This is a genomic window from Verrucomicrobium spinosum DSM 4136 = JCM 18804 (assembly GCF_000172155.1).
In the GTDB taxonomy this organism is placed as follows: Bacteria; Verrucomicrobiota; Verrucomicrobiia; order Verrucomicrobiales; family Verrucomicrobiaceae; genus Verrucomicrobium; species Verrucomicrobium spinosum.
In genome coordinates this window covers 1,931,176-1,950,848 of record NZ_ABIZ01000001.1, presented here as the reverse complement: position 1 = coordinate 1,950,848, position 19,673 = coordinate 1,931,176, and the positions used below count along the sequence as shown (strand labels likewise).

The 19,673-nt window shown below is 61.6% G+C and carries 15 protein-coding genes; 4 read left to right on the top strand and 11 right to left on the bottom strand.

Annotated elements, in window-relative coordinates; genetic code table 11:
* Positions 1-5 precede the first annotated feature (5 nt).
* From VSP_RS07615 to VSP_RS07580, 8 genes are all read right to left on the bottom strand, one after another.
* Positions 6-2,144, bottom strand: a complete 2,139-nt coding sequence (locus VSP_RS07615) for a BatA domain-containing protein (protein ID WP_009959806.1) — start codon at positions 2,142-2,144, stop codon at positions 6-8.
* Positions 2,141-3,070, bottom strand: coding sequence for a DUF58 domain-containing protein (locus VSP_RS07610; protein ID WP_009959805.1), 930 nt, complete (start codon positions 3,068-3,070; stop codon positions 2,141-2,143). Before VSP_RS07610 ends, VSP_RS07615 begins: the two co-directional genes overlap by 4 nt.
* A gap of 27 nt (positions 3,071-3,097) precedes the next feature.
* On the bottom strand, positions 3,098-4,153 hold the full coding sequence (locus tag VSP_RS07605; protein WP_009959803.1) for an AAA family ATPase: 1,056 nt from the start codon (positions 4,151-4,153) through the stop codon (positions 3,098-3,100).
* Positions 4,154-4,160: 7 nt separating this feature from the next.
* Positions 4,161-5,027 carry a DUF4159 domain-containing protein gene (locus VSP_RS07600; RefSeq protein ID WP_009959801.1) on the bottom strand — a complete coding sequence of 289 codons (867 nt, stop codon included), beginning with the start codon at positions 5,025-5,027 and terminating at the stop codon, positions 4,161-4,163.
* Positions 5,024-7,690, bottom strand: coding sequence for a tetratricopeptide repeat protein (locus VSP_RS34415; protein ID WP_081452450.1), 2,667 nt, complete (start codon positions 7,688-7,690; stop codon positions 5,024-5,026). The genes VSP_RS07600 and VSP_RS34415 overlap by 4 nt, the downstream gene beginning before the upstream one ends.
* A 91-nt stretch (positions 7,691-7,781) precedes the next feature.
* The gene (locus VSP_RS07590; RefSeq protein ID WP_009959799.1) at positions 7,782-8,165 is read right to left on the bottom strand and encodes a hypothetical protein; all 384 of its coding nucleotides are present in this window, start codon (positions 8,163-8,165) and stop codon (positions 7,782-7,784) included.
* A gap of 173 nt (positions 8,166-8,338) precedes the next feature.
* Entirely contained in the window at positions 8,339-9,511 is a 1,173-nt protein-coding gene (locus VSP_RS34410) for a glycosyltransferase (protein ID WP_009959798.1), read from the bottom strand.
* A gap of 33 nt (positions 9,512-9,544) precedes the next feature.
* The gene (locus tag VSP_RS07580) at positions 9,545-11,191 is read right to left on the bottom strand and encodes an ArnT family glycosyltransferase (protein WP_157210787.1); all 1,647 of its coding nucleotides are present in this window, start codon (positions 11,189-11,191) and stop codon (positions 9,545-9,547) included.
* Positions 11,192-11,316: 125 nt separating this feature from the next.
* Between VSP_RS07580 and VSP_RS07575 the strand changes: the two genes are divergently transcribed.
* From VSP_RS07575 to VSP_RS34395, 4 genes are read left to right on the top strand one after another with little or no spacing between them, the layout of a single operon-like run.
* Complete coding sequence (locus VSP_RS07575) at positions 11,317-12,342, top strand: SDR family oxidoreductase (protein ID WP_009959794.1); 1,026 nt, start codon at positions 11,317-11,319, stop codon at positions 12,340-12,342.
* A 60-nt stretch (positions 12,343-12,402) separates the two neighbouring features.
* Positions 12,403-13,140 carry a class I SAM-dependent methyltransferase gene (locus VSP_RS39070; RefSeq protein ID WP_009959792.1) on the top strand — a complete coding sequence of 246 codons (738 nt, stop codon included), beginning with the start codon at positions 12,403-12,405 and terminating at the stop codon, positions 13,138-13,140.
* An 18-nt stretch (positions 13,141-13,158) separates the two neighbouring features.
* Positions 13,159-14,331: a glycosyltransferase family 2 protein gene (locus VSP_RS34400; protein ID WP_009959790.1), complete on the top strand. Its 1,173-nt coding sequence runs from the start codon at positions 13,159-13,161 to the stop codon at positions 14,329-14,331.
* Positions 14,332-14,340: 9 nt separating this feature from the next.
* On the top strand, positions 14,341-15,435 hold the full coding sequence (locus tag VSP_RS34395) for a hypothetical protein (protein ID WP_009959789.1): 1,095 nt from the start codon (positions 14,341-14,343) through the stop codon (positions 15,433-15,435).
* Positions 15,436-15,509: 74 nt separating this feature from the next.
* Here the strand turns inward: VSP_RS34395 and VSP_RS07555 are convergent, their stop codons facing one another.
* The 3 genes from VSP_RS07555 to VSP_RS07545 all read right to left on the bottom strand — a co-directional run bounded on the left by VSP_RS07555 (position 15,510) and on the right by VSP_RS07545 (position 19,659).
* Positions 15,510-17,795 (bottom strand): polysaccharide biosynthesis tyrosine autokinase, encoded by a 2,286-nt coding sequence (locus VSP_RS07555; protein WP_009959787.1) that lies wholly within the window; start codon positions 17,793-17,795, stop codon positions 15,510-15,512.
* Positions 17,796-17,860: 65 nt separating this feature from the next.
* On the bottom strand, positions 17,861-18,610 hold the full coding sequence (locus VSP_RS07550) for a polysaccharide biosynthesis/export family protein (protein WP_009959786.1): 750 nt from the start codon (positions 18,608-18,610) through the stop codon (positions 17,861-17,863).
* 203 nt (positions 18,611-18,813) lie between these two features.
* Positions 18,814-19,659, bottom strand: a complete 846-nt coding sequence (locus VSP_RS07545; protein ID WP_009959785.1) for a hypothetical protein — start codon at positions 19,657-19,659, stop codon at positions 18,814-18,816.
* Positions 19,660-19,673: the final 14 nt, after the last annotated feature.

Below are 19,673 nucleotides of genomic sequence, written 5' to 3'. Positions count from 1 at the left end.
GGGCATCATGCGGGTTGTATTTCAGGGTTGCGGGCTTTCCCTTCACGCCGGCCCGCCAGCCAGGTCTCCATCAACAATACGATGAGGGCCGCCAGCAGGGCGGCCTTCCAGAGCTTTTGGCGCTGCTCCTCCAGCGCATCCTCCCGGCGCACCAGCGCGGCGGCCGCATCGGCACTCACGCGACCACTTAGGGAGGGCTCCAAAGTCACGCCCAGCTCCGTCAGGCGCTCCACTGGCAGGGGGGCCAGACGCCCTTCCGCGGCTGCCAGATTCACCGCGATAGACTGGGCCGCCTCCCCCGTGCCGAAGCGATAGATCCCTGGCACACTGGTCCTGCTGAAGGTGGGTTCCTCGGCTGCATCCCACAGCGCGGTTTTCCCGTCCGGCCCGGTCACAGACACGGTGCCCTGCCAGTTGCCTGCGGCAGCGGGAATGCTATCCCCTACGGTGTACACCGTGCCCAGCGCAGTGCCTCCCGATGCCCAGTCCAGCAAGCCATACAGCCAGGGCACAAACTTGGAGGAGACGGCGAACTGGCTCTCCGCCCCAGTCCAGCTGGCTCCAACGTAGAGCAGGCGCCCGCTTGCAGCCGTCCACTCCATCCAAGCGGGCACCCGGTCATCAAAGCGTGCCAGCACCTGCCCTTTGCCTGCAGGTGCATCGGCAGACTCTCCACGCACCAACTGGCGATGTTTCCAAAACCGGACCTTGTTGAAGTCACGCACGCCTGCTTCTGCAAACGCCCGCAGAGTGATGTGATCAAACGCCAGATCCTGGAGCAAAGCCTCGCCGGAGGCTGATTCCTTGAACCCCCATCCGACCTCGCCCGTGATCGCCCGCAGCAGACCGCCCTTGTCCCCCTCCTGAGCCACATACACCAGCGCGCCACCGGCCTGTACCCAGTCCTTCAACATGGCGGCAGAACCCTCCGTCCCCTCCCCGAACGCAAAGACCACCGCCGTACCAGGCAGATCCACGCGACCCAGGTCCTGGTGGGTCTTCTCCACCAACACCGGTTTCAGCGTCGCCGTTGGCTGGAAGGCCCGCACCAGGTAAAACAAGGGGGAGGCCGTATCCGTACGGGACAGCCGATCTCCCACACAGACAATCCGCAACTCCCGGGCGCGTGTCTTGGCCACATACAGTTGGTTGTCGAAATCCACCGCATCCCCCGACAGATGCAACTCCCCATCTGCGGCCGCCGTAGAATCGGGCCTGCCTGGCGCACGGACAATGCGGGAGCCCCCAGGTGGCACAGACGCTTCAACGAGCTCTCTTCCTTCTGCCCATTTCAGGGTGAATTTTTCATGCGCGGCCTCGCGACCACTCGTCACCCGTACGCGAATCGCGCCCTCGCCACCCGTGGGAGCGGCCCCTTTCCCAGGCACCGCAGCCGCTTCCTCCTCAATCATCACCGAGGCGGTGGAGAGGGCGAAGTTGTCTTTCCAAGGTGCATTCACCACCAGCGGGGTGACGGTGACTTTATCCGGCCAGCTGTCAGCATGGAGTGCCTCCAGCGCCGAGCCCTCCTGAAGGTCAGACACCAGTACGATCCGTTGTTTACGGGAACCCTCCACCGCCTGCCCCTGGAACCTGCCTGCGGCATAGCGCAGCGCCCGCCCCAGATCCGTGCTCTGCCAGCCCGGCTTCACGCCATCCAACAGCCGTTGCAGCTCAGCCTTGCGCCCGCCTTCCGGAAGACTCTGCCAGGTCTCAAACCCCAGCAACTCCCGGGGCTCCTTGTCAAAGGTGGCCAGCATGACGTGGTCCTGCTCCCGCAGGATGGCCGTCGCCTCGCTGAGACGCTTCTTCATCTCCTCCACCGCCCCCGGGCGGTTCATGGAAGCACTCGTGTCCACCAGCAGACACCAGGTGGTGCCCGTCGTGGCCACCATGTCCCCCCGGGTGCGGAAGTAAGGCCGGGCGAACATCAGCGCCAACAGCAGCAATGCCAGACAGCGCAGCAGGAGCAGGAGCCAGTCCTCCAGCTTGCGCCGGGTGCGCGGCGGCACAGGCGTCTGCTCCAGAAACATCAGCGAGCTGAAGGGCACCGACTTCTGCGGAGGCTGCCGACGAAAGTGGAGCAGGATGGGCACCGCCACCGCTGCCATCCCGATCAGGAAGAATGGAAACAACAGGTTCATGCGGCCCTTCGGGGTGCGGCCCGGTGGCGCGCCGCCAGATGGCGACGGGCATGCAGGAAGTCAAAGAGGTCCTTCTCCAGCGGGGTGTCCGTGCGAATCAGCCGGTACTCCGCCCCCTGCCGGGCACAGATGCCCCGCAACTGCTCCAGATGCGCGTTGAGCCGCTTCAAGTACGAGGCCCGTGCGGTCATGGGTTCGAGGAGCAACTGCCGCCCCGTCTCCGCATCCGTGAACTGCGCCCCCTCCGTGAAGGGGAAGTCCAGCTCAGCCGGATCCATGAGGTGAAACACCACCACATCGTGCTGCATGGCGCCCAGGAGGCCGAGGTCCTGGTCCAGCCCATTGAGCGGCATGAGAAAGTCCGACATCAGCACCAGCAGCGCGCGACGGCGGATCATTTCTCCGAGAGGTCGCAGGGGCAGCCGGGGGCCACCCGCCACCGGGGAGGAGACGGCCTTTTGCAGATTCACCAGCAGGGCATGCCACTGGCCAGACCGAGCCTGGGCAGGCAGGTGGTCCCGGATCTTTTCATCAAACACTGTCAGCCCCGCCGCATCGCCCTGCTCCTTGAGGAAGAGTCCCAGCGTCGCGCCCAGAGTGGCGGCGTAGTCCAGCTTGGAGAAGCCGGCCGAGCCATACGCCATGGAGGAGCTGGCATCCAGGAGGAGCTGGCAGCGCAGGTTGGTTTCCTCCTCGAACTTCTTTACATAGGAGCGGTCGCTGCGCGCCATCACCTTCCAGTCAATGAAACGGGGATCATCCCCCACCACGTACTGGCGATACTCGCTGAACTCCGCGGAGAATCCATGCAGCGGGCTCCGGTGCATCCCCTTCCAGAAGCCCTCCATGACCAGACGCGCCCGCAGTTCCAGGGAGCGGACACGCATGAGCGCGGCGAGATCAACATTGGAAGGAGCGGAGGCCATGAGTCAGAGCAACAGATGAAAACGGAATCACTTCGCGACAGGGTGCAGCGGCACGGTCTGGATGAGTTTGGCAATCAAACTGTCCACCGTCACGCCTTCGGCCTCGGCGCGGTAGTTGAGCTGCAGGCGGTGACGCAGAACGGGCCGCGCCAGCGCCTTGATGTCATCGAAGTTCACATGAGCCCGTCCCTGGAGCACGGCGCGCGTCTTGCCGCCCAGCACCAAATACTGACTGGCCCGGGTGCCTGCGCCCCAGTTCACCCATTCGTTCACAAAGTCCGGCGCATGCTCCCGGTGCGGACGGGTGGCAGAGGCCAGGCGCACGGCGTAGCGCACCACTTCCTCCGCGATCGGCACCTTCTTCACCAGCTCATGACAACGCAGAAGATCCTCGCCGGAGAAAATGGGCTGGATGGGCTCAGCCTTGCGGGAGGTCGTCTGGGTCACCACCGCCACTTCTTCGTCTTCAGCCAGGTAGTCGATCACGACATTGAGCATGAAGCGATCCAGCTGCGCCTCCGGCAGAGGATAGGTGCCCTCCATCTCGATCGGGTTCTGCGTCGCCAGCACGAAGAACGGCTCCTCCAGCACGAAGGTCTGCCCTGCCACCGTCACCTGATGCTCCTGCATGGCCTCCAGCAAGGCGGCTTGCGTCTTGGGCGGCGTGCGGTTGATCTCATCCGCCAGGATCATATTGGCAAAGATGGGGCCCTTGTGGAACACGAGGTCGCGACCCTCGGTTGTTTCCTCAAGGATCTCCGTGCCTGTGATATCGGAAGGCATGAGATCCGGGGTGAACTGGATGCGGCGGAAGCTGAGGCTGAAAACCTGGGCGAGCGAGTTGATGAGCAGGGTCTTGGCCAGACCCGGGGCTCCGGTGATCAGGCCATGCCCGCCCGCCAGCAGGGCGATGAGCATCTGCTCGATCACCTCCTTCTGACCCACGATGACCTTGGACACCTCCTTGAGGATGCGGTCATGCGCGCTGTGCAGCAGTTCCACGGTCTTGCGTTCCAGATCCTGTTCATTGACTGGGACCGGGACGGCTACCGGAGCGGGAATGGGAGGCGGCAGAGCAGACATGAGGATATCAATGGGTGAGGACGTAAAAGAGAATGTTGATGCCCAGCGGGTAGGCGTACTTCTCGGAGAACTCGCGGAAGTACCAGGGATCCGTCCCCTCCTCCTCCCAGCCGTCACCGAGATCCGTGTTGTGACAGATGATCATCATCATGCGGCCCTTGTCATCGAACACGCCGCGATAGTGCACCTCCTCCGAGCCGGGCTTGTTCCACTCATAGGTGATGCCGCGTCGGCGCCCAGCGATCGCCGCCCCTACCGAGGGGATCTGCGGCTTCACTTTCAGGTCAAACACGATGTGGAAGACCTCATGGGTGACCGGCAGTTCCACCGGCTCCCGCTCGGGAAAGATCTGCTTGAAGGCCGTATAGAAAGTGTCCCACTCTTGGGTGCCCCAGAAGTCGTCCACCATGAGGAATCCCCCATTGAGCAGGTACTCCCGCAGGGTACGCGCCTCATCCGCCGTGAGGGAAATATCCCCGGGCTCCACCATGTAGATGAAGGGGTAATGGCGCAACTGCTCCGCCTTGATATCCACGATCGCCCCCTTCGGATCCACCTGCAAGGCGGTGAGCTGTTGCAAACGGTAGCCAAAGTTGAGGTCCGCATCGGGATAGTCCGTGGTCCACTTGTCATGACGGCCCCAGTGGCTGTAGGAATTGTACCGCACCCGGGCGAAGGTGAAGGTGTCGTTGGGCAGTTCCTTGCTCACCGGCCACATGGGAAAGTCACCCCGCATGGCATCCCGCGGATCTTCCGGCACGGAGCCATCGGTGATGCCGAAGTTCTTGGGCTTGCCTGGCTCCTGGGCATAGAACACCCCCAGCCCGGCCAGAAGGCCGGCACAGAGATAGATGAAACAACGTCGTTTCGTCATGGCGCGGGGGGCGGGGTTCCGGCCCCGGCTGGAGGCGGGGTGGGAACAGGTGTAGAAACAGGCGCGGGAGACTGGAGTTTCAGAAGCAGCTCATGACCGGCGCGGAAACGCGGTGCCTCCGCCAGAGCATCCAGCACGTGCAGACGCGCGGCCCTGGCATCCGTGGGCTGCAAGAGCCGTGCCAGCGCGAAGTTCACCTGCACAGGATTGTCCGGCCCCAAGGTCATGAGATGCTTCAGCGCCACCACCGCGCCTTCGCGATCCCCCTGCGCTTCACAAGCCGCCGCCATCGCCTCGTGCGGACGTTTCAGGAAGGGATCGATGGCGAGCAACCGCTTCACGGCCAAGAGCACCCCGGGCCACTGGCGGGCCTCGGTCTCCAGCTCGATCAGGCGAAGGCTCGCCTGCGAGGCATCCGCCGTGCGCCCCATCCACTCCCGCAGCATGGCGGCCTCTTCTTGGGGCTGCTTGAGCCCCCGGTAGGCCTGGGCAGCCAATTGATAGCCGTTCGTAGGCTCTGGATCTTCGGGGAACAGGGTGATCAACTTTCTCGCAACCTCCAGCGCCTCGGTCCAGCGCTCACCAGCGAGCAACCTTCGCGTGGCCTGGCGCAGTCCCCACAGGTTGTTGGGCCGATCTTTGAGCCATGCCCCCACGGCCGAGGCATCCCGCACATCCAGCGCATCCTTCTCCGGCTCCGTCCAGTCAGCCCTGGGTGCCAACTGCTGGGCCTTTCCTTTGAGGTGAACGGCAAAGGTGGCGTCCAGCTTTTGGACAGACGCCATATTGCGATCCAGCGCTTCGTTGATCCGCCGCCCCTCAGCCAGATCCTTCAGTACCCCCTGGAACTTGGTCTCGCCATACGTGGCGATCATCCAGTCCACCGCCTGCGCCGCCTCAAAGTAGGCAAACATGAGGTGGTCACTGCTCTCCGGGTTCAGGAAAGCGCCGCTCATCTTGCTCAGCGGCGTAAAGGTTTTGTCATCCAGCACCATCTTCCGGTAGGTTCCCGACATCCGCATGCCCCAGGCAGGATCCCGCCGCTGCTCTTCGTACACAGAAATGCCTTCACTGAGCCAGCGGGGCATGCGATTCCGCGTCACCGTGAGGGTCACCACATGGCAGAACTCATGCCACAGCGTGCTCTCCCAGTTGCTGCGGTTGGCGGCCACACTGCCCGGGCTGTTCATCGTCACCACCGTGCCGAAACACGCCCCCAGGATGCCCTGCCCACCCAGATTGCCAAAGGTGCGAATGGCGAAATCCTGCTGGGAGGGGAAGAACTCCACCAGCACCGGATGGTCCAGCACGAGTCCATAGCGGGCACATAGCACTTCCTTCGCCTCACGCAGCAGTTGCAGGGCCCGGTCGCCGTAGATAGCTGAATCGCGCGTCGGCATCTTGAGCACAAAGTCCGGCTCTGTCCTTACCGCGAACCCTTTCATCTCCGCCTCCAGCAGGCCGATGTTGTAGGCCTGCACGTTGTAGGCATCCGCCTTGCGGATCTCCTCTCCCAGCTTCCAGGCCTCATCCTCACGACCGAGGCGGAAGAGAGCGTGGCAGAGCTGCAGCTTGGCCTCCAGATGACCGGGGTCCATCTTCACCGCCTCGCGCAAATGATCGCTGGCCTCCTGAAACCGATAGGCACGAGACAGGCAGCGACCGATGACATAATCCACCTCCGGGTTTTGCGCCCAGGCTTCCAGTGCCTGCTTCCTCGCGCTCGCGGCTTCCTTCTCCCGGTTCGATACCAGAGTGGCCAGCACGGATCGCATCGCCCACGCCTCGGGGTGATCTTCATTCACCGATGTCACAGCGTCCAGAGCCTTGTCCGCCTCCGCGAACTGCTCGGCTCCGATGGAGTGCTCCGCCAGCAGCAAGAGCGCCCCAGCGTGAGAGGGATTGCTCTCCACCACCTGCTGGGCCAGCGTCAGACTCTGCTTCCGGTCGGAGGACTGGAAGGCGCGCGCCAGACCGTAGCGAAGGTCATTGTTCTGGCTGTGCTCTTTGAGCCCTGCCCGAAATTCATCGGCGGCCTTGGCAAAGTCGGATTTCTGGAGCGCCAGCTCCCCACCCGCCAGATAGGCTTCCAACAGCGTACGGTCCTTCTTTTTGGCAGGCGCATAGAACTGCGCCACCACCTTCTGCGGGTCCGCCCCGGCCGCAAGTGCCGCTCGCCCCAGCACCACCAGATCCAGGGCGGTGCGCTGGCTGGCTGTCTGCTTTTTAGCCGCGGCATTCACCTGCTGGAGATACCCTGTAGCGGCATCCTTTTGCCCGTAGGCCAACACGGCATCATGGCAGGCCATGAGCGTCTTCAAGTCATTGCCATGGGCAAGGGCCGCCTCCTTGGCGACACGCAGCACATCGTCCTTCCGTCCCAAGGCTCTGAGCGCCTCCAGCCTCAGGACCCACCACTCGGGGGAGGGTGCGCCGTTTTGGATATACAGCTCGCTCAATCGTGCGACCTGCTGGTACTCGCCCTCCTGGATGAGCACCCGCACCGGAGGCAGATTCCGCTCGTCAAAAACCCGCTTCAAATCCAGCGTCTGCGCCGGGAGCCAAGCGGATGAGGCAAGGAATCCCCCCGCCACCATTCCCCACCAGAGGACGCTCCACCGGCGGCTTGCACAGCCGTTGCCGGTGACTCGAAGTCGGAGCATACGTGAGGTTAAACGTATTCCGATAGAAAGAGATACGGGAAAAATTCATTTTGTGTCGCGCCCCCGGCACGATGGCCGCCTCTAAACAGATTCAGCCCAGCGCCCCTCGTTTCCAGAGCCCCCAAATCAACAGCGCCAGATTCAGACCCGCCAGAAGCAGGTGGGTGTTCATGTCCCTCTTCACCCTTCGCCGATGCTGCTCCATCTCCATCGGGCACAGTTTGCGGGAAAGGGCGGCGAAGAATGCTCCCGCCATGCCGCAGGCTACGAGCGAGCTCTGCACGGTCACAAAGGGCATCCTGGTCACAAAATTGTGCCAGAGCATCACCCCAAACGCGATGATCAAGAGGAGCATTGATGCCATTCCAGCCCACATCACGGCCGGGTGGTTCGAGTAGAATTCCTGCAGACGTTTCCTTTCTGCTTCGATCGAGGTCTGCCCATTTTCGGGTAAGGGTGCCAGCTTTTCAGACATTGGCCGATTGTGAGAGTTTCGCGAAGCATCGTCAAGCGACTGAAGCTGGCGAAAGCAGAGAAGCTGCCTATCAATCACTTCGCTCACCAACCGGTTGGGACAACCGGACTACGCCCGCGTTGGATGCTGAAAGTAGTGCGGAGCTTTAGCTCAGTTCACGGCTGCGGCCCCCTTCACTTTTCCAACGCATCTCTCAGAATTCGGTCGCATGCATCCGCCGTGGCATCCCAGGACAATCCCGAGCCATAGGTCGCGATGCGCTGCCGGTCGGGGGCCTGCTCCAGCACACGCTGGAGCCCTGCGGTCAGCTCCTCCTCCTTCGCTGGCGGCACCAGCGCGCCCTTCCACGGGGCGTCCACGACTTCATGAATGCCGCCCACATCGGTCGCCACCACCGGCAGGCCGCTCGCCATGGCCTCCAGGACCACGTTCGGCAGGCCTTCATTGTGGCTGCTCATGCAGAGCACATCCGCCGCCCGCATCCAGGAGGCGATCTGCCCGGCATCCTGGGGGCCAAGGAAATAAACACTGCCTGAAATTCCCAGCTCACCCGCCAGCTTCTCCAGCCCCTCTCTCATGGGCCCCTTGCCCGCCATACGGAGCTGGAGTGGTGCCCCCTGCCATCCTGCCCGCAACCGGGCAAACGCCCGCAGGAGCAGCTCGGGATTCTTCACCGGCAGAAGATTCCCCACATAGAGGATCACCGTGGCCTTGTCCTTGAGCCCAAGCCTGCCCCGCTCTTCTTCCCGGGGACCGCCATGAAACAACGAGACATCCACGCCATTGTGCACCGGATGAAGTTTGGACTTCTCCGCTCCTGCCTCTCCCAGCAGTGTCGCCAGGGAGCGGCTCCGGGTGATGACGCCGCGGCTCGCCTTCACAGCTTCCAGAATGGCCTGCTTGCGCCGGGGCACCCTCAAATACTTGTGCACATCTGAACCCTGGGCAATCAGCACGGATGGCGTACCGGCTGCGGCTGCGGCCCGGGTGGCGGCCCCACCGTCGGGATACAACCAACTTGCCAGCAACACGTCCCAGGCCCCCTCCGCCTTCACCCTCACCAGCTCCCGCTGCAGAGCCCGATGCATGAGCCCGGGGTTCCATGCATCGCCCACCCTGGGAATGTAGGGCACCGGAACGTAGTGCGGCCGAAAGATCTCATCCTGGGATCGTGGCAACAACTTCAATCCCGCCCCCCGCCAGGCACCCAGCGTGGGCCGCAGAGCCACCACCCGGATGTCCCAGCGATCCTTCAGATGGTGCAGCAGCGTCACATTGTCCAGACCACGATACGGCTCTTTCGTATCGGGAAAAAGATTGGAGACAAAAAGCAACCGGGGACGCATGCAACACAGGGCTAAACTTTAGACACATCTCCACTAAGGATAATGCTCACGATGATATACCAGAAGCTTGCCCTGCTCGCGACCACGAACCACGGGCAGAGAATGAGAGAGCAGCCAGCCGGAGCCAGATTGTTCCAGTGCCCGTTTTAGCTGGGCATAGTACGGCATGCGTCCCGCCTCGGGCACACCTTCATCAATCACTACATAGCTGACGGACTTCTTCGTCAGATGCTCCAGCAAGGCGGTCTCGGTGTCGAACGCGGGCGTGTAGTCACGCCCCAGCCAGTCCATGCTGGCAAGCTCCTTGGTGGAACGCAGCACCCGCAAGCTGGGGCGCTGACGCACCTGGGCATCAAACGCGGCGGCGGCAATGAGTGCACCTTCCCCTCTGGCGTCCGAGCAGACCAGCCAGGCGTCATTTGCGACGTCCGGCTGCGCCGGCAGTGTGGCGACCATGGCATTCACTGCGGCACTGTAGCCGTGCACGTTTTTGTCCCTCGGCATCCATTGACCTGTCGTCACCAATGAAGTGAGCAAGACCCCAAGCCCGATCACTCCGCCGATCCAAACGGGCCGCCCTGCCGCCGCCCTGCTCCACACGCACAAGCTGTGCGCCAACAGCAGGAATACCGGAGCCACGAGAGGCACAAGATAGCGAGCCGACATGCCCGCAGGCACGGTGAAGATCAGGACCCATGCGGCAAAGAGCAACGCCCACAGCGCCGATTCATAGGCCGAGGGGCGTCGGCCTCTCACCCAACCGATCACCATGACCAATGCGGCCAAGCCCAGCAGGACGAGTACTGGGTATCCGAGATAGTGCGAGGCCGCATCGCCATAGTAGCCGAATGCCCGCCGAAAGTGCTCAGTCACAGGCAGTCCACTCATGCCTTCCTTCGTGAACTTGTAAGAAAAGAGCTGCCACGGCATCGCAAAAACCACGACCGGCAATGGGGCCAGCCACAGCGAGGGCCGGAGCACCAACCGCCACTGGCCTGAAATGGCAATCGCCAGAGGAGGCACCAAGGCGAGCATGAGACCGGAACCCTTGATCAAGATGGCCAGGGCCGCAACAAAGCCGAAGCCGAGAGCGAGCCGTTTTGACGGACGCTCCAAATAGGCTGCCATAGCCCAGGTCGCCACCAGACAGGCCAGTGCAAGAAACAAATCTGACATCACCAGCAGCACGAGCTGCTGGATGGGCGGAGCCAGAATCACCAGCAAACCAGCTCCCACCGCCACCCACGGCACCACCAGCTTCGCCCCCACACGGGCGGTTGCCGTCCCCAGAGCCGCCAGAAGCACCGCCTGCAACATCAGCAACGCTCCTTGTGTGGGCTTGAACCCGAGCCACAGCCCCGCCAGCCCGTAGAACCCCGGCGGATAGTGCCCCAAAGCCACCCGGGGCAACCGGTCGTAATATTTCTCCGCGAACCGGAGAGGATGCTGCCCAGGTGCCTGAAAGAGATAGTCCCGCACCATGAGACTGGTGACGGCATGAGCCGCCTCGTCAGGATCCCCTCCCAGGTCACTGCCTTGCGCTCCGCCCCGCCACTGGAGCCCCAGAGCCATGCAGAAGAGCGCAGCCCAAGTCATGGCCCAGACTCCCCACCCCCGCCCGATGGTCGGCTCAGGGAAAGTCTGCAGCGAGGAAACAGGTTCAGGTCCAGGATGACTCATGGTGCGAACAGATGCGAAGCGCGCCATGCATGCCGCGAGAATTTCGAATGTGCAAATTTATCCTTGCAAGCGACTCGGCAAAAGTCGAAGCAGGGCGCGCTGCAACCCCTAGTCCAATCAAGCAAATGAGCCGGTATCAGAGCGTTCTCTCATCCCTCGAAGCCAAGCCTCGTCGCTGGGTCGTGACCGGAGCCGCCGGATTCATCGGCTCGCATCTTGTCGAAAAACTCCTCCGCACCGGCCAGACTGTCGTGGGGGTTGACAATCTGGCCACGGGCAAACTTCACAACCTGGAACAGGTGCAGCAGGCGGTGGGGGAGAGGGCCTGGAGCCGCTTCACGTTCGCCGAACGCGACGTGCGGCTGCTGGATGACTGCCTCCACATCCTGGAAGGGGCCGATCACGTGCTGCACCAGGCGGGCATCGGCTCGGTGCCGCTCTCGATCGAAAAGCCGCGCGAGGTTCATGACGCCAACGTGACTGGTTTCCTGAACCTGCTCATCAGCGCCCGCCAGCACAGCCTGAAACGTGTGGTGTATGCCTCCAGCAGCTCCGTGTACGGTGATGACCCCGTGTTGCCCAAACGGGAAGACAGCATTGGCACGCCTCTTTCCCCGTATGCGGCGAGCAAGTACATGGACGAAGTGTACGCCGCGACGTTTCAAAAATGCCATGGCCTGGAAAGCGTAGGGCTGCGTTATTTCAATATCTTCGGCCCCCGTCAGGATCCCCACGGAGCCTACGCGGCGGTGATCCCCCTTTGGATTTCCCTGCTGCGCAAACAGGAGCCGGTCTTCATCAATGGCGACGGCAGCACCACCCGCGACTTTTGTTATGTGGCAAACGTGGTGCAGGCCAACATCCTGGCCGCGACGGCAGAACATCCCGACCTGCGGTGCGAAGCCTTCAACGTCGGACTGGGCGGGCGCACCACCCTGACCGAACTCTTTAACGCGCTGAGAGACGCTGTGGCCCACCGCGCCCCGGAGTTGTCCGGCCTCACCCCGACTTATCGCGACTTCCGCCCCGGCGACATCCAGCACTCCATGGCGGACATCTCCAAGGCCCAGCGACTGCTGGGCTACGAGCCCACCCACTCCGTCGCAGACGGTCTGGGAGAGGCGCTGGAGTGGTATTGGGACAACTTGTGAACCAGTCCGTTCCGCCGTACAGCTAGGCCAGCCCGCGACCCAACTGAGTCCCCTTTCCCCATGCCTCCCGAACCGTCCCCAGCCAAAGCCCGCCAGGAGGAGTTCGACGAGTTTGCCGGTGACTATGATGCCGCCCTCAACAAGGGGCTGAAGTTCACCGGTGAGAAAAAGGAGTACTATGCGGAAGGACGCGTTCGGTGGCTGCAACAGCGTCTGGCCCACCTCAAGCTCGGTCTGCCCAAGATCTGCCTGGACTACGGCTGCGGCACCGGCACCTCCGCCCCCCAGCTCACTTCAGTTCTAGGGATCAACGAGTACCTCGGCTTTGACCCCTCCACCGAGTCGGTCACTGAGGCGACCCGTACACACGGGCAGGACGGAGGCAAGGACTCTGCCCGCATCTCCTTCACCCACGATCTGGCTGGCATCCCGTCCAGCTCCGTGGACATGGCCTTCTGCAACGGGGTGTTTCACCACATTCCGCCCGCGGAACGCGCCGGATGCGTCCAGGAGATTGTCCGCATTCTCAAGCCCGGCGGGGTGTTTGCGTTTTGGGAAAACAACCCGTGGAACCCCATCGTGCGCCTGCTAATGCACCTGGTCCCCTTTGACCGGGATGCCATCATGCTGTGGCCTCTGGAGGCCAAAAAGCTGGTTTCCACAGGCGGGCTCACGTTCCTCGACCGGACCTACTACTTCATCTACCCCTCGTCCCTGGCCTTCCTGCGCCCCACCGAACCCGCCCTCTCCGGTCTGCCGCTGGGCGGCCAGTATCTGCTGGTGTTTCAGAAGCCTTAAGTCCAACTCCTGCCGTCCATGAGCGAACTGCTGGCCATGGTTGTCTTTGCCGGACTCGTGCTCATGCTGGCCTATGTCCACGTGGGCTATCCGGTGCTCATGGCCATTTTGGGCCGGAAGTTTCCCCGCCCTCCTAAATTGGCCCCCTCGGGATCGCCTCCCACATTTTCCGTGCTGCTCTGCGTGCACAATGAGGCTGCCCGCATCGAGTCGCGTCTGCAGAATCTCACTACCCTGTCCTGGCCGGGTCCGGTGGAATTCATCGTGGTGTGCGACGGCTGCACAGACGTGACGGCGGAGGTGGCCCGCAGAGTCAGCCCTCTGGTCAAAGTGCTGGAGCAGCCGATGAAGTCCGGAAAACCGGCCGGGCTCAATGCTGCCGTGAGTGTGGCCACGGGCGACCTTCTCGTATTCTGCGACGCCCGCCAGACCTTTGCCCACGATGCCATTCAACATCTCGCCGCTCCTTTTTCAGATCCGGAAATCGGCGCAGTGTCAGGCTCCCTGCAAATCGCGGGCTCCGAGGCAGGAGGCGGCCAGGGCGTGGATCTGTATTGGAGACTGGAGAAGAAGCTCCGCGAATGGGAGGGGCTGTACAGCTCCGTGGTGGGCTGCACTGGAGCCATCTATGCTTTGCGCAGGGAGCTCTATCTCCCCCTGCCTGCGGACACGCTCCTCGATGATGTGGTGCTCCCCATGCAGGCCGTGATGCAGGGCAAAAGGGTGTTGTTCAATCCGGCCGCCCGGGCATTCGATCCGCAAACCCTCGATCCTGAAGTGGAGAGCCGCCGCAAGCTTCGCACGTTGGCGGGCAACTACCAGATGCTGGTGCGTCACCCCGCTTGGATGCTCCCCGGACGATGCCCCATCTGGTGGCAGGTCATCTCGCACAAATACCTCCGCCTCGCCGTACCCTGGATGCTGGGATTGCTGCTCGTGGTCACGGCCATCCTCATTCACCATCCGCTGTTTCTCGCAGCCTTTGCTGCCCAGGTCTCGTGTTATACCCTCGCTGCTACAGGCATGCTTTTCCCGGGCATCAAACACAAGGCGTTCTCCATACCCGCTGGTTTCATCCTCCTCCAGACCGCCAATCTTCGCGCCCTGTTTGCCTGGCTTGCCTCCCTGAAGGACCCCAATCGGCTCTGGCAGCAGCCTCCCGCCCGCCGTTCCCCTCCACCCAACCCCTGACCCTGTTCCATGCTCAGAGCATTCGACCGCTGGCTCATCCCCTATCTCAATCGCACCCGTCGTCGCTGGTCGGAGCATGAGACGTGGCACGTGATGCTTGCAGTCTGCGATCACTTTGAGCCGTTTCATGACACCGATCTGGAAGGAGCCCGCCGTGCCATGCAGGAATGGAACACCCGCCTGCCAGATCTGGCCGAGCGCTACCGCGATGCTGCGGGAGTCGGCTACAAGCACACCTTCTTCTACCCCGTGGAGCAGCATCACGAGGAGATTGTCGGGAACCTGGCCGCCCTTTGTCGCCGCACGGGGAGCGAAGTGGAGGTGCACCTGCACCATCACCACGACACGGCGGCAGGACTCGAGGAAAAACTCGATGCCGGCATCGCCGACCTCCGCCGGATGGGTTGTTTGGGAACAGATCGAGACGGTCGGGTCCGCTTTGGATTCATCCACGGCAACTGGGCGCTCGACAACAGCGGCGACGCAGACGGACGCAACTGCGGCGTTTCCGACGAACTGGGCATCCTCAGGCGCAAGGGCTGCTACGCCGATTTCACGATGCCTTCCGCGCCGCACTTCACGCAGACGCGCACCATCAACTCCATCTACTACGCTCAAGACACCCCGGCACCGAACTCGCATGACACCGGCACACCGGTGAAGAAAGGCACCACCGCACCGCTGCGAGATCGGGAAGATCATCTGCTGCTGGTGCAGGGGCCGCTGGGGCTCAACTGGGACCGACGGAAGTGGCACCTCATCCCCCGCGTGGAGAATGCGGAGATCTCCGGTGCCAACCCCTGGACCGCAGGTCGCTGGCCCCTCTGGCTGGAGCTATGCCCCAGCGTCGCAGAAGGAGCCCCTTGGATCTTCGTCAAGCTGCACACCCATGGCGGCATCCCCCGCAACTACCATACGCTACTGGGATCACCTGCCGAAGCCTTCCACTCTGCCTCCAAACGTCAGTTGCCCAACGGAAGCAAAGTCCAGCTTCACCATGTGACCAGCCGGGAGATGATCAACATGCTGCACGCTGCGGAGGACGGGTGCGAAGGAGACCCTGAGCACTACCGCGGCTACCTGTACAAAGCCCCTGCACCGTGAGGTGACAGGGGCCTGGAAGAATCTGCACCCAATCCGCCCCTCCACATCTGGAGGGGGAGGTGAATCAGGAAACTCTACTTCAACGAAGTGCTGGAGATTCGCACCTTGGGCTTGCCAGCGTTGCGAGCCTGGGGTTGCGAGAGCCCCTCTTCTTCGTCATCGAACATCTGGTAGTAGTGCGCCGACGAGTAGTAGTAGTTGTAGTAGTTTGAGATCTTGGAAAGGTCCACACTGTTGAGCACGACGCCATAGAGCTTGGCACCGGCTTTCTGGATGTGACCGATGGCCTCGATCACGTCGCGACGATGGGTGATCTCTGATTTCACCACCAGGACGACCCCATCAGCCACTCGTTGCAGGGAGGTGGTCTCGCTCAGCCCCAAGACGGGAGGGGTATCCAGCAAGATCCAGTCATAGTCACGCTTCCACTCCTCGATCGCCTGCTCAAGCCCAAGACGACAGAGCAACTCCGACGAGCCCGCCACGGTGTCACCACGAGAATAGTAGTCCAGAAGAGGAAGCGGGGTGCGACGCTTCACTTCTTCCAACGTCATCTCACCCGTCAGCGCCTGGCAAAGTCCGGGGCCACGCGTTTCTCTGAAGAGACGGTGCACACGACCCCGGCGGAAGTCGAGGTCCACCAGGAGCACCCGCGATCCAGAAGACTGGAAGGCCCAGGCCAGGTTGGCGCACGTCGTGGTCTTGCCCTCGCTCGGCCGGGAACTGGTGAGCATGATCACCTTGGCCCCCTCTTTGTCGCCCGCCTGCAACGCGAGGTGAGCCCGGATCACGCGGTAACACTCCAGAACGTTGTTGGGCTTCTTGGATTCATCTTCCACTGATCGGGTGATGTTCTCCAGGATTTCCCGGGTGGATTTGGGCACCACGCCGATGCCTTTGATCCCTGTCGCCTTTTCAAAGGCCTCAAGACTTGTGAACTGGTCGTTCAACTGCTCCAGGGCGAAGGGTACGCCCAGGCCCAGACCCACAGCAAGCACCAGCGCCATCATGGCCAGCTTTGACTTGGTCGGACTTACCGGGTTGTCATCACGCAGCGTGGTGAATTCTCTGAACCGGATGTCAACGCGCTCCTTGTCCACACCAAACTCCATCGTGGTCACCAGCTTGGAAAGGTCGGTATAGGCCTTGTTCCAGGCGAGATCCCCTTCCTGACCCAGCGTGTACTCCTGACGAAGTTTGTTCAGCTTCTCCGTGGACTTGGCGTACTCGGGGATCTTGGTCTCCAGTTGCACAATCTCCTGCTGTACCCGGCGGTAGTCCACGTCGAAACGCTTGCGCTCTACGTCCAGTTCAGCAGTGAGACTCTCATTGATGAGACGGAGCCTCTCCCGCAGTTTCTTCATCACATCGTGATCGTCCAGGTAGGTCCGGGAAGCCTCTTCGATTTCCTTTTCCACCGTGCGCTTGTCGCGCTCAAGCTGCTGCCAGGGACGGAGGCCTTCCATCATGGAGGGCTGCACCACCACCTGTTGCGTCGGCGGCAGGCCAAATGCCAGCGCGGGATGTGTCAGGGCATCCTTCATATCGCCCGTGGCGGGCAGCACCTGGCCCACCGTGCTCTTTTCCGTGGCGATGCTTTTGGAGTTCTCAAGGATGGAAAGCTCTTCCAAAGGATCGAGCCCGACCGACCGGCGGGCCGTGATGACGCTTCGCACATCATCATATTTGCGGAGCTTGTGCTGAGCACGAAGCAGGTCCACCGGCACCTGGGCCAGGGCGTTCTGTTCGATCATCAACTCCGTGATGGCATTCGTCCGCTCGAAGTCCACCTGACCCTTGAGCTTGGCGTCAATCTTCTGTTTGAGCAGCACCAGCTCATCTTGGTACTTCTTCACCGCCACATCCATCCATGCGAGACGCTGCTCCCGGTAGTAGGACTCATATTGGTCCACCAGCGCCTTAGGGAACTCTCGTACCACCCAAGGATGGGGCGAATACACATCCACCTGTAGAGTGGCAAAGTCGAGAATACCCACTGACACCTTGCGAAGCGGACCATCACGCAGCTTCTCATAGCTGTCTGTGGACTCACCGATGCCGAGACGGTGAGCCGTCCACGCCAGCATCTGGCGGGAGCTGAGCTGCCCCGCGACATTGCGCTGCGCACGGGCCTGGCTGATGGCCTCAATGCTGTCCGAGGTGATGGGCAGCGCGAAGAACTTCATGTCGATCAATCCCCGGGAGTAGTAAACCGAGGGGGTGAACATGAAATAGCTGACCCCAAGCAAGCACCCCAAAATCATCAGCAACACCATCAGGCGGCCGTATTTGAGATAGCCTAGAACCTGAGTGAGAATATTCAGCCCCACCGGCAGGGCTTTCTGGTTGCTGGTCTGCATGTCGCGTCGCTGAAAGGATGGATTGGCCGACTTGGAAAGGGAGATCCAAGAAGCGGCTTGGGTCTCTAGAATCCGAATACTTTTTCTGGCACTACTACAATATCCCCGGTCCGAATGGGAATGTCTGGAAGCCTGCCATCTGCCACGGCCTTCAGGTCAATGGGCATCTTCTGCTTGGGCTGGGACGGAGCCGCCTGGCGCAAAACGTAAGCCTTGGCCTCGTTGGAGAAACGGGCGAACCCACCGGAAATCAGGATGGCTTCATAGACCCCCATGGTTTTGCCGATTTCCACCGTGAGGTTGTGCTGGCCAGGACGCGCCACCTTGCCGGTGATGTACACCAGCATCTGTTGCGTCGTCGAGCTGGACTGGCTGCCACCCACCATGGAAGTCCGGTCAAGGATGACGGTGGCCACCCGCAGTTTCTGACTCTCCAGAAGCTCCTTCATCCGCGCCTCTGCCTGGGAGGGCGTCAACCCAGCCAGTTGAATTCTCCCCATCGTGGGAAAGATGATGTGCCCCTCGGCACGCACCGTGTAGCCACCATTGAGCGTCGCATCCTCCAAGACATAGATGTCCAAGGACTCGCCAGGACGGATCGGGATTTTCTTGGGATCGGTAGGAGCTTGGGCTTTGGGTGCCGAGTAGGGATCAAACGGAGGAGTGTCAAGAGCCGACTTGGTCTTGCAAGAGGCCAAGCCCGCGATCAGGAGCGCCAGCAGACCGGCGGTGCATCGTGTTGCTCTGCTATCAGCGGGCTTTCCGGCAGAAGAGAGGTTGGACTGGGGGCGGAGCATCAGAACGGTTTTCAACATTGAATTTCTGGGGCCTGGGAACCTTGGAGTGAAATCTTGATGCCAGTCATAGGAGGGCTGTCAAAACAATCACATGGCCTAAATTTGAAGCGACCGCCAATAACCTGGCGGTCGCAAAAGTGGCCCTCCGGATCAAGAATGCAACACTTGCACTAACTAACCGTTGGGCATTAAATCTGGAAATTCTAACTCCAGTGCGAAGATTACTTGGTCGAACGCGAGGCTGGGCTGACCCAAACCCCTTCGGCGTTGTTGTTGACGAAATCTTTGCGAACCGGCTCTTCTTGCACAGTGATCAGGATGTGATCGAAGGCAGTGCGGAAGAGTTTGAGCGGCGGGCTGGGAGTATCCACGCCACGGGTGGGATCTCCTTTTCCACGGTGGGCCACCGTTCCCAAAATCCGGACGTCACCAAGATAAGCGCCGGAGGGCTTCACACCCTCTACATACACATACCGGGGAATGATGCTCGGCAGGTTGGCAGGATAGCGCTCGGCGCTGATTGCAAACTCGATGAGACGCATTTGAGGATTGGCCGAGTCCAGCAGAAGCTCCGTGCGGGCAGCATCGCGCCAGACGCGAATGCGACCCACAGACTGCTGCTCTTCTTCGAAGGAACCAAACTCGCCCGACTCAGCCGCACGATTGATGCCGCAAACTTCGAGGCCCACCACCACATCACCCTCAAAGTCAATGCGATAGGGTTTCACTTCGATGACGATCTTCGACATCTCCCCTTCCCCGAGAATAAGCCCTGGAGGTGTCTGTTCGAAACCACCCGAATCTTGAGGATCCCCCTGGCGGATGGACCCATCGTAATTGAGGTCCGCGTCGAGGTCGATGCGGGCAATGCGGCGATTCAGGTCACGATAACGGTTGAGCTTCTGACCGTAGTAGGAATGGAAGTCGCCGGGAAGATCCTGCTTGGTTTCCGTTCCTTTGTTCCGGTTCGAGATCCCACCACCACTTTGAGGCTCGCCACTCAGCAGAGTGGAGATCGTGACGGTCAGGGCCGCGAAGGAGCAAATGGCCTTGGTTGATAGTTTCATGGCAGAGGTGGTTA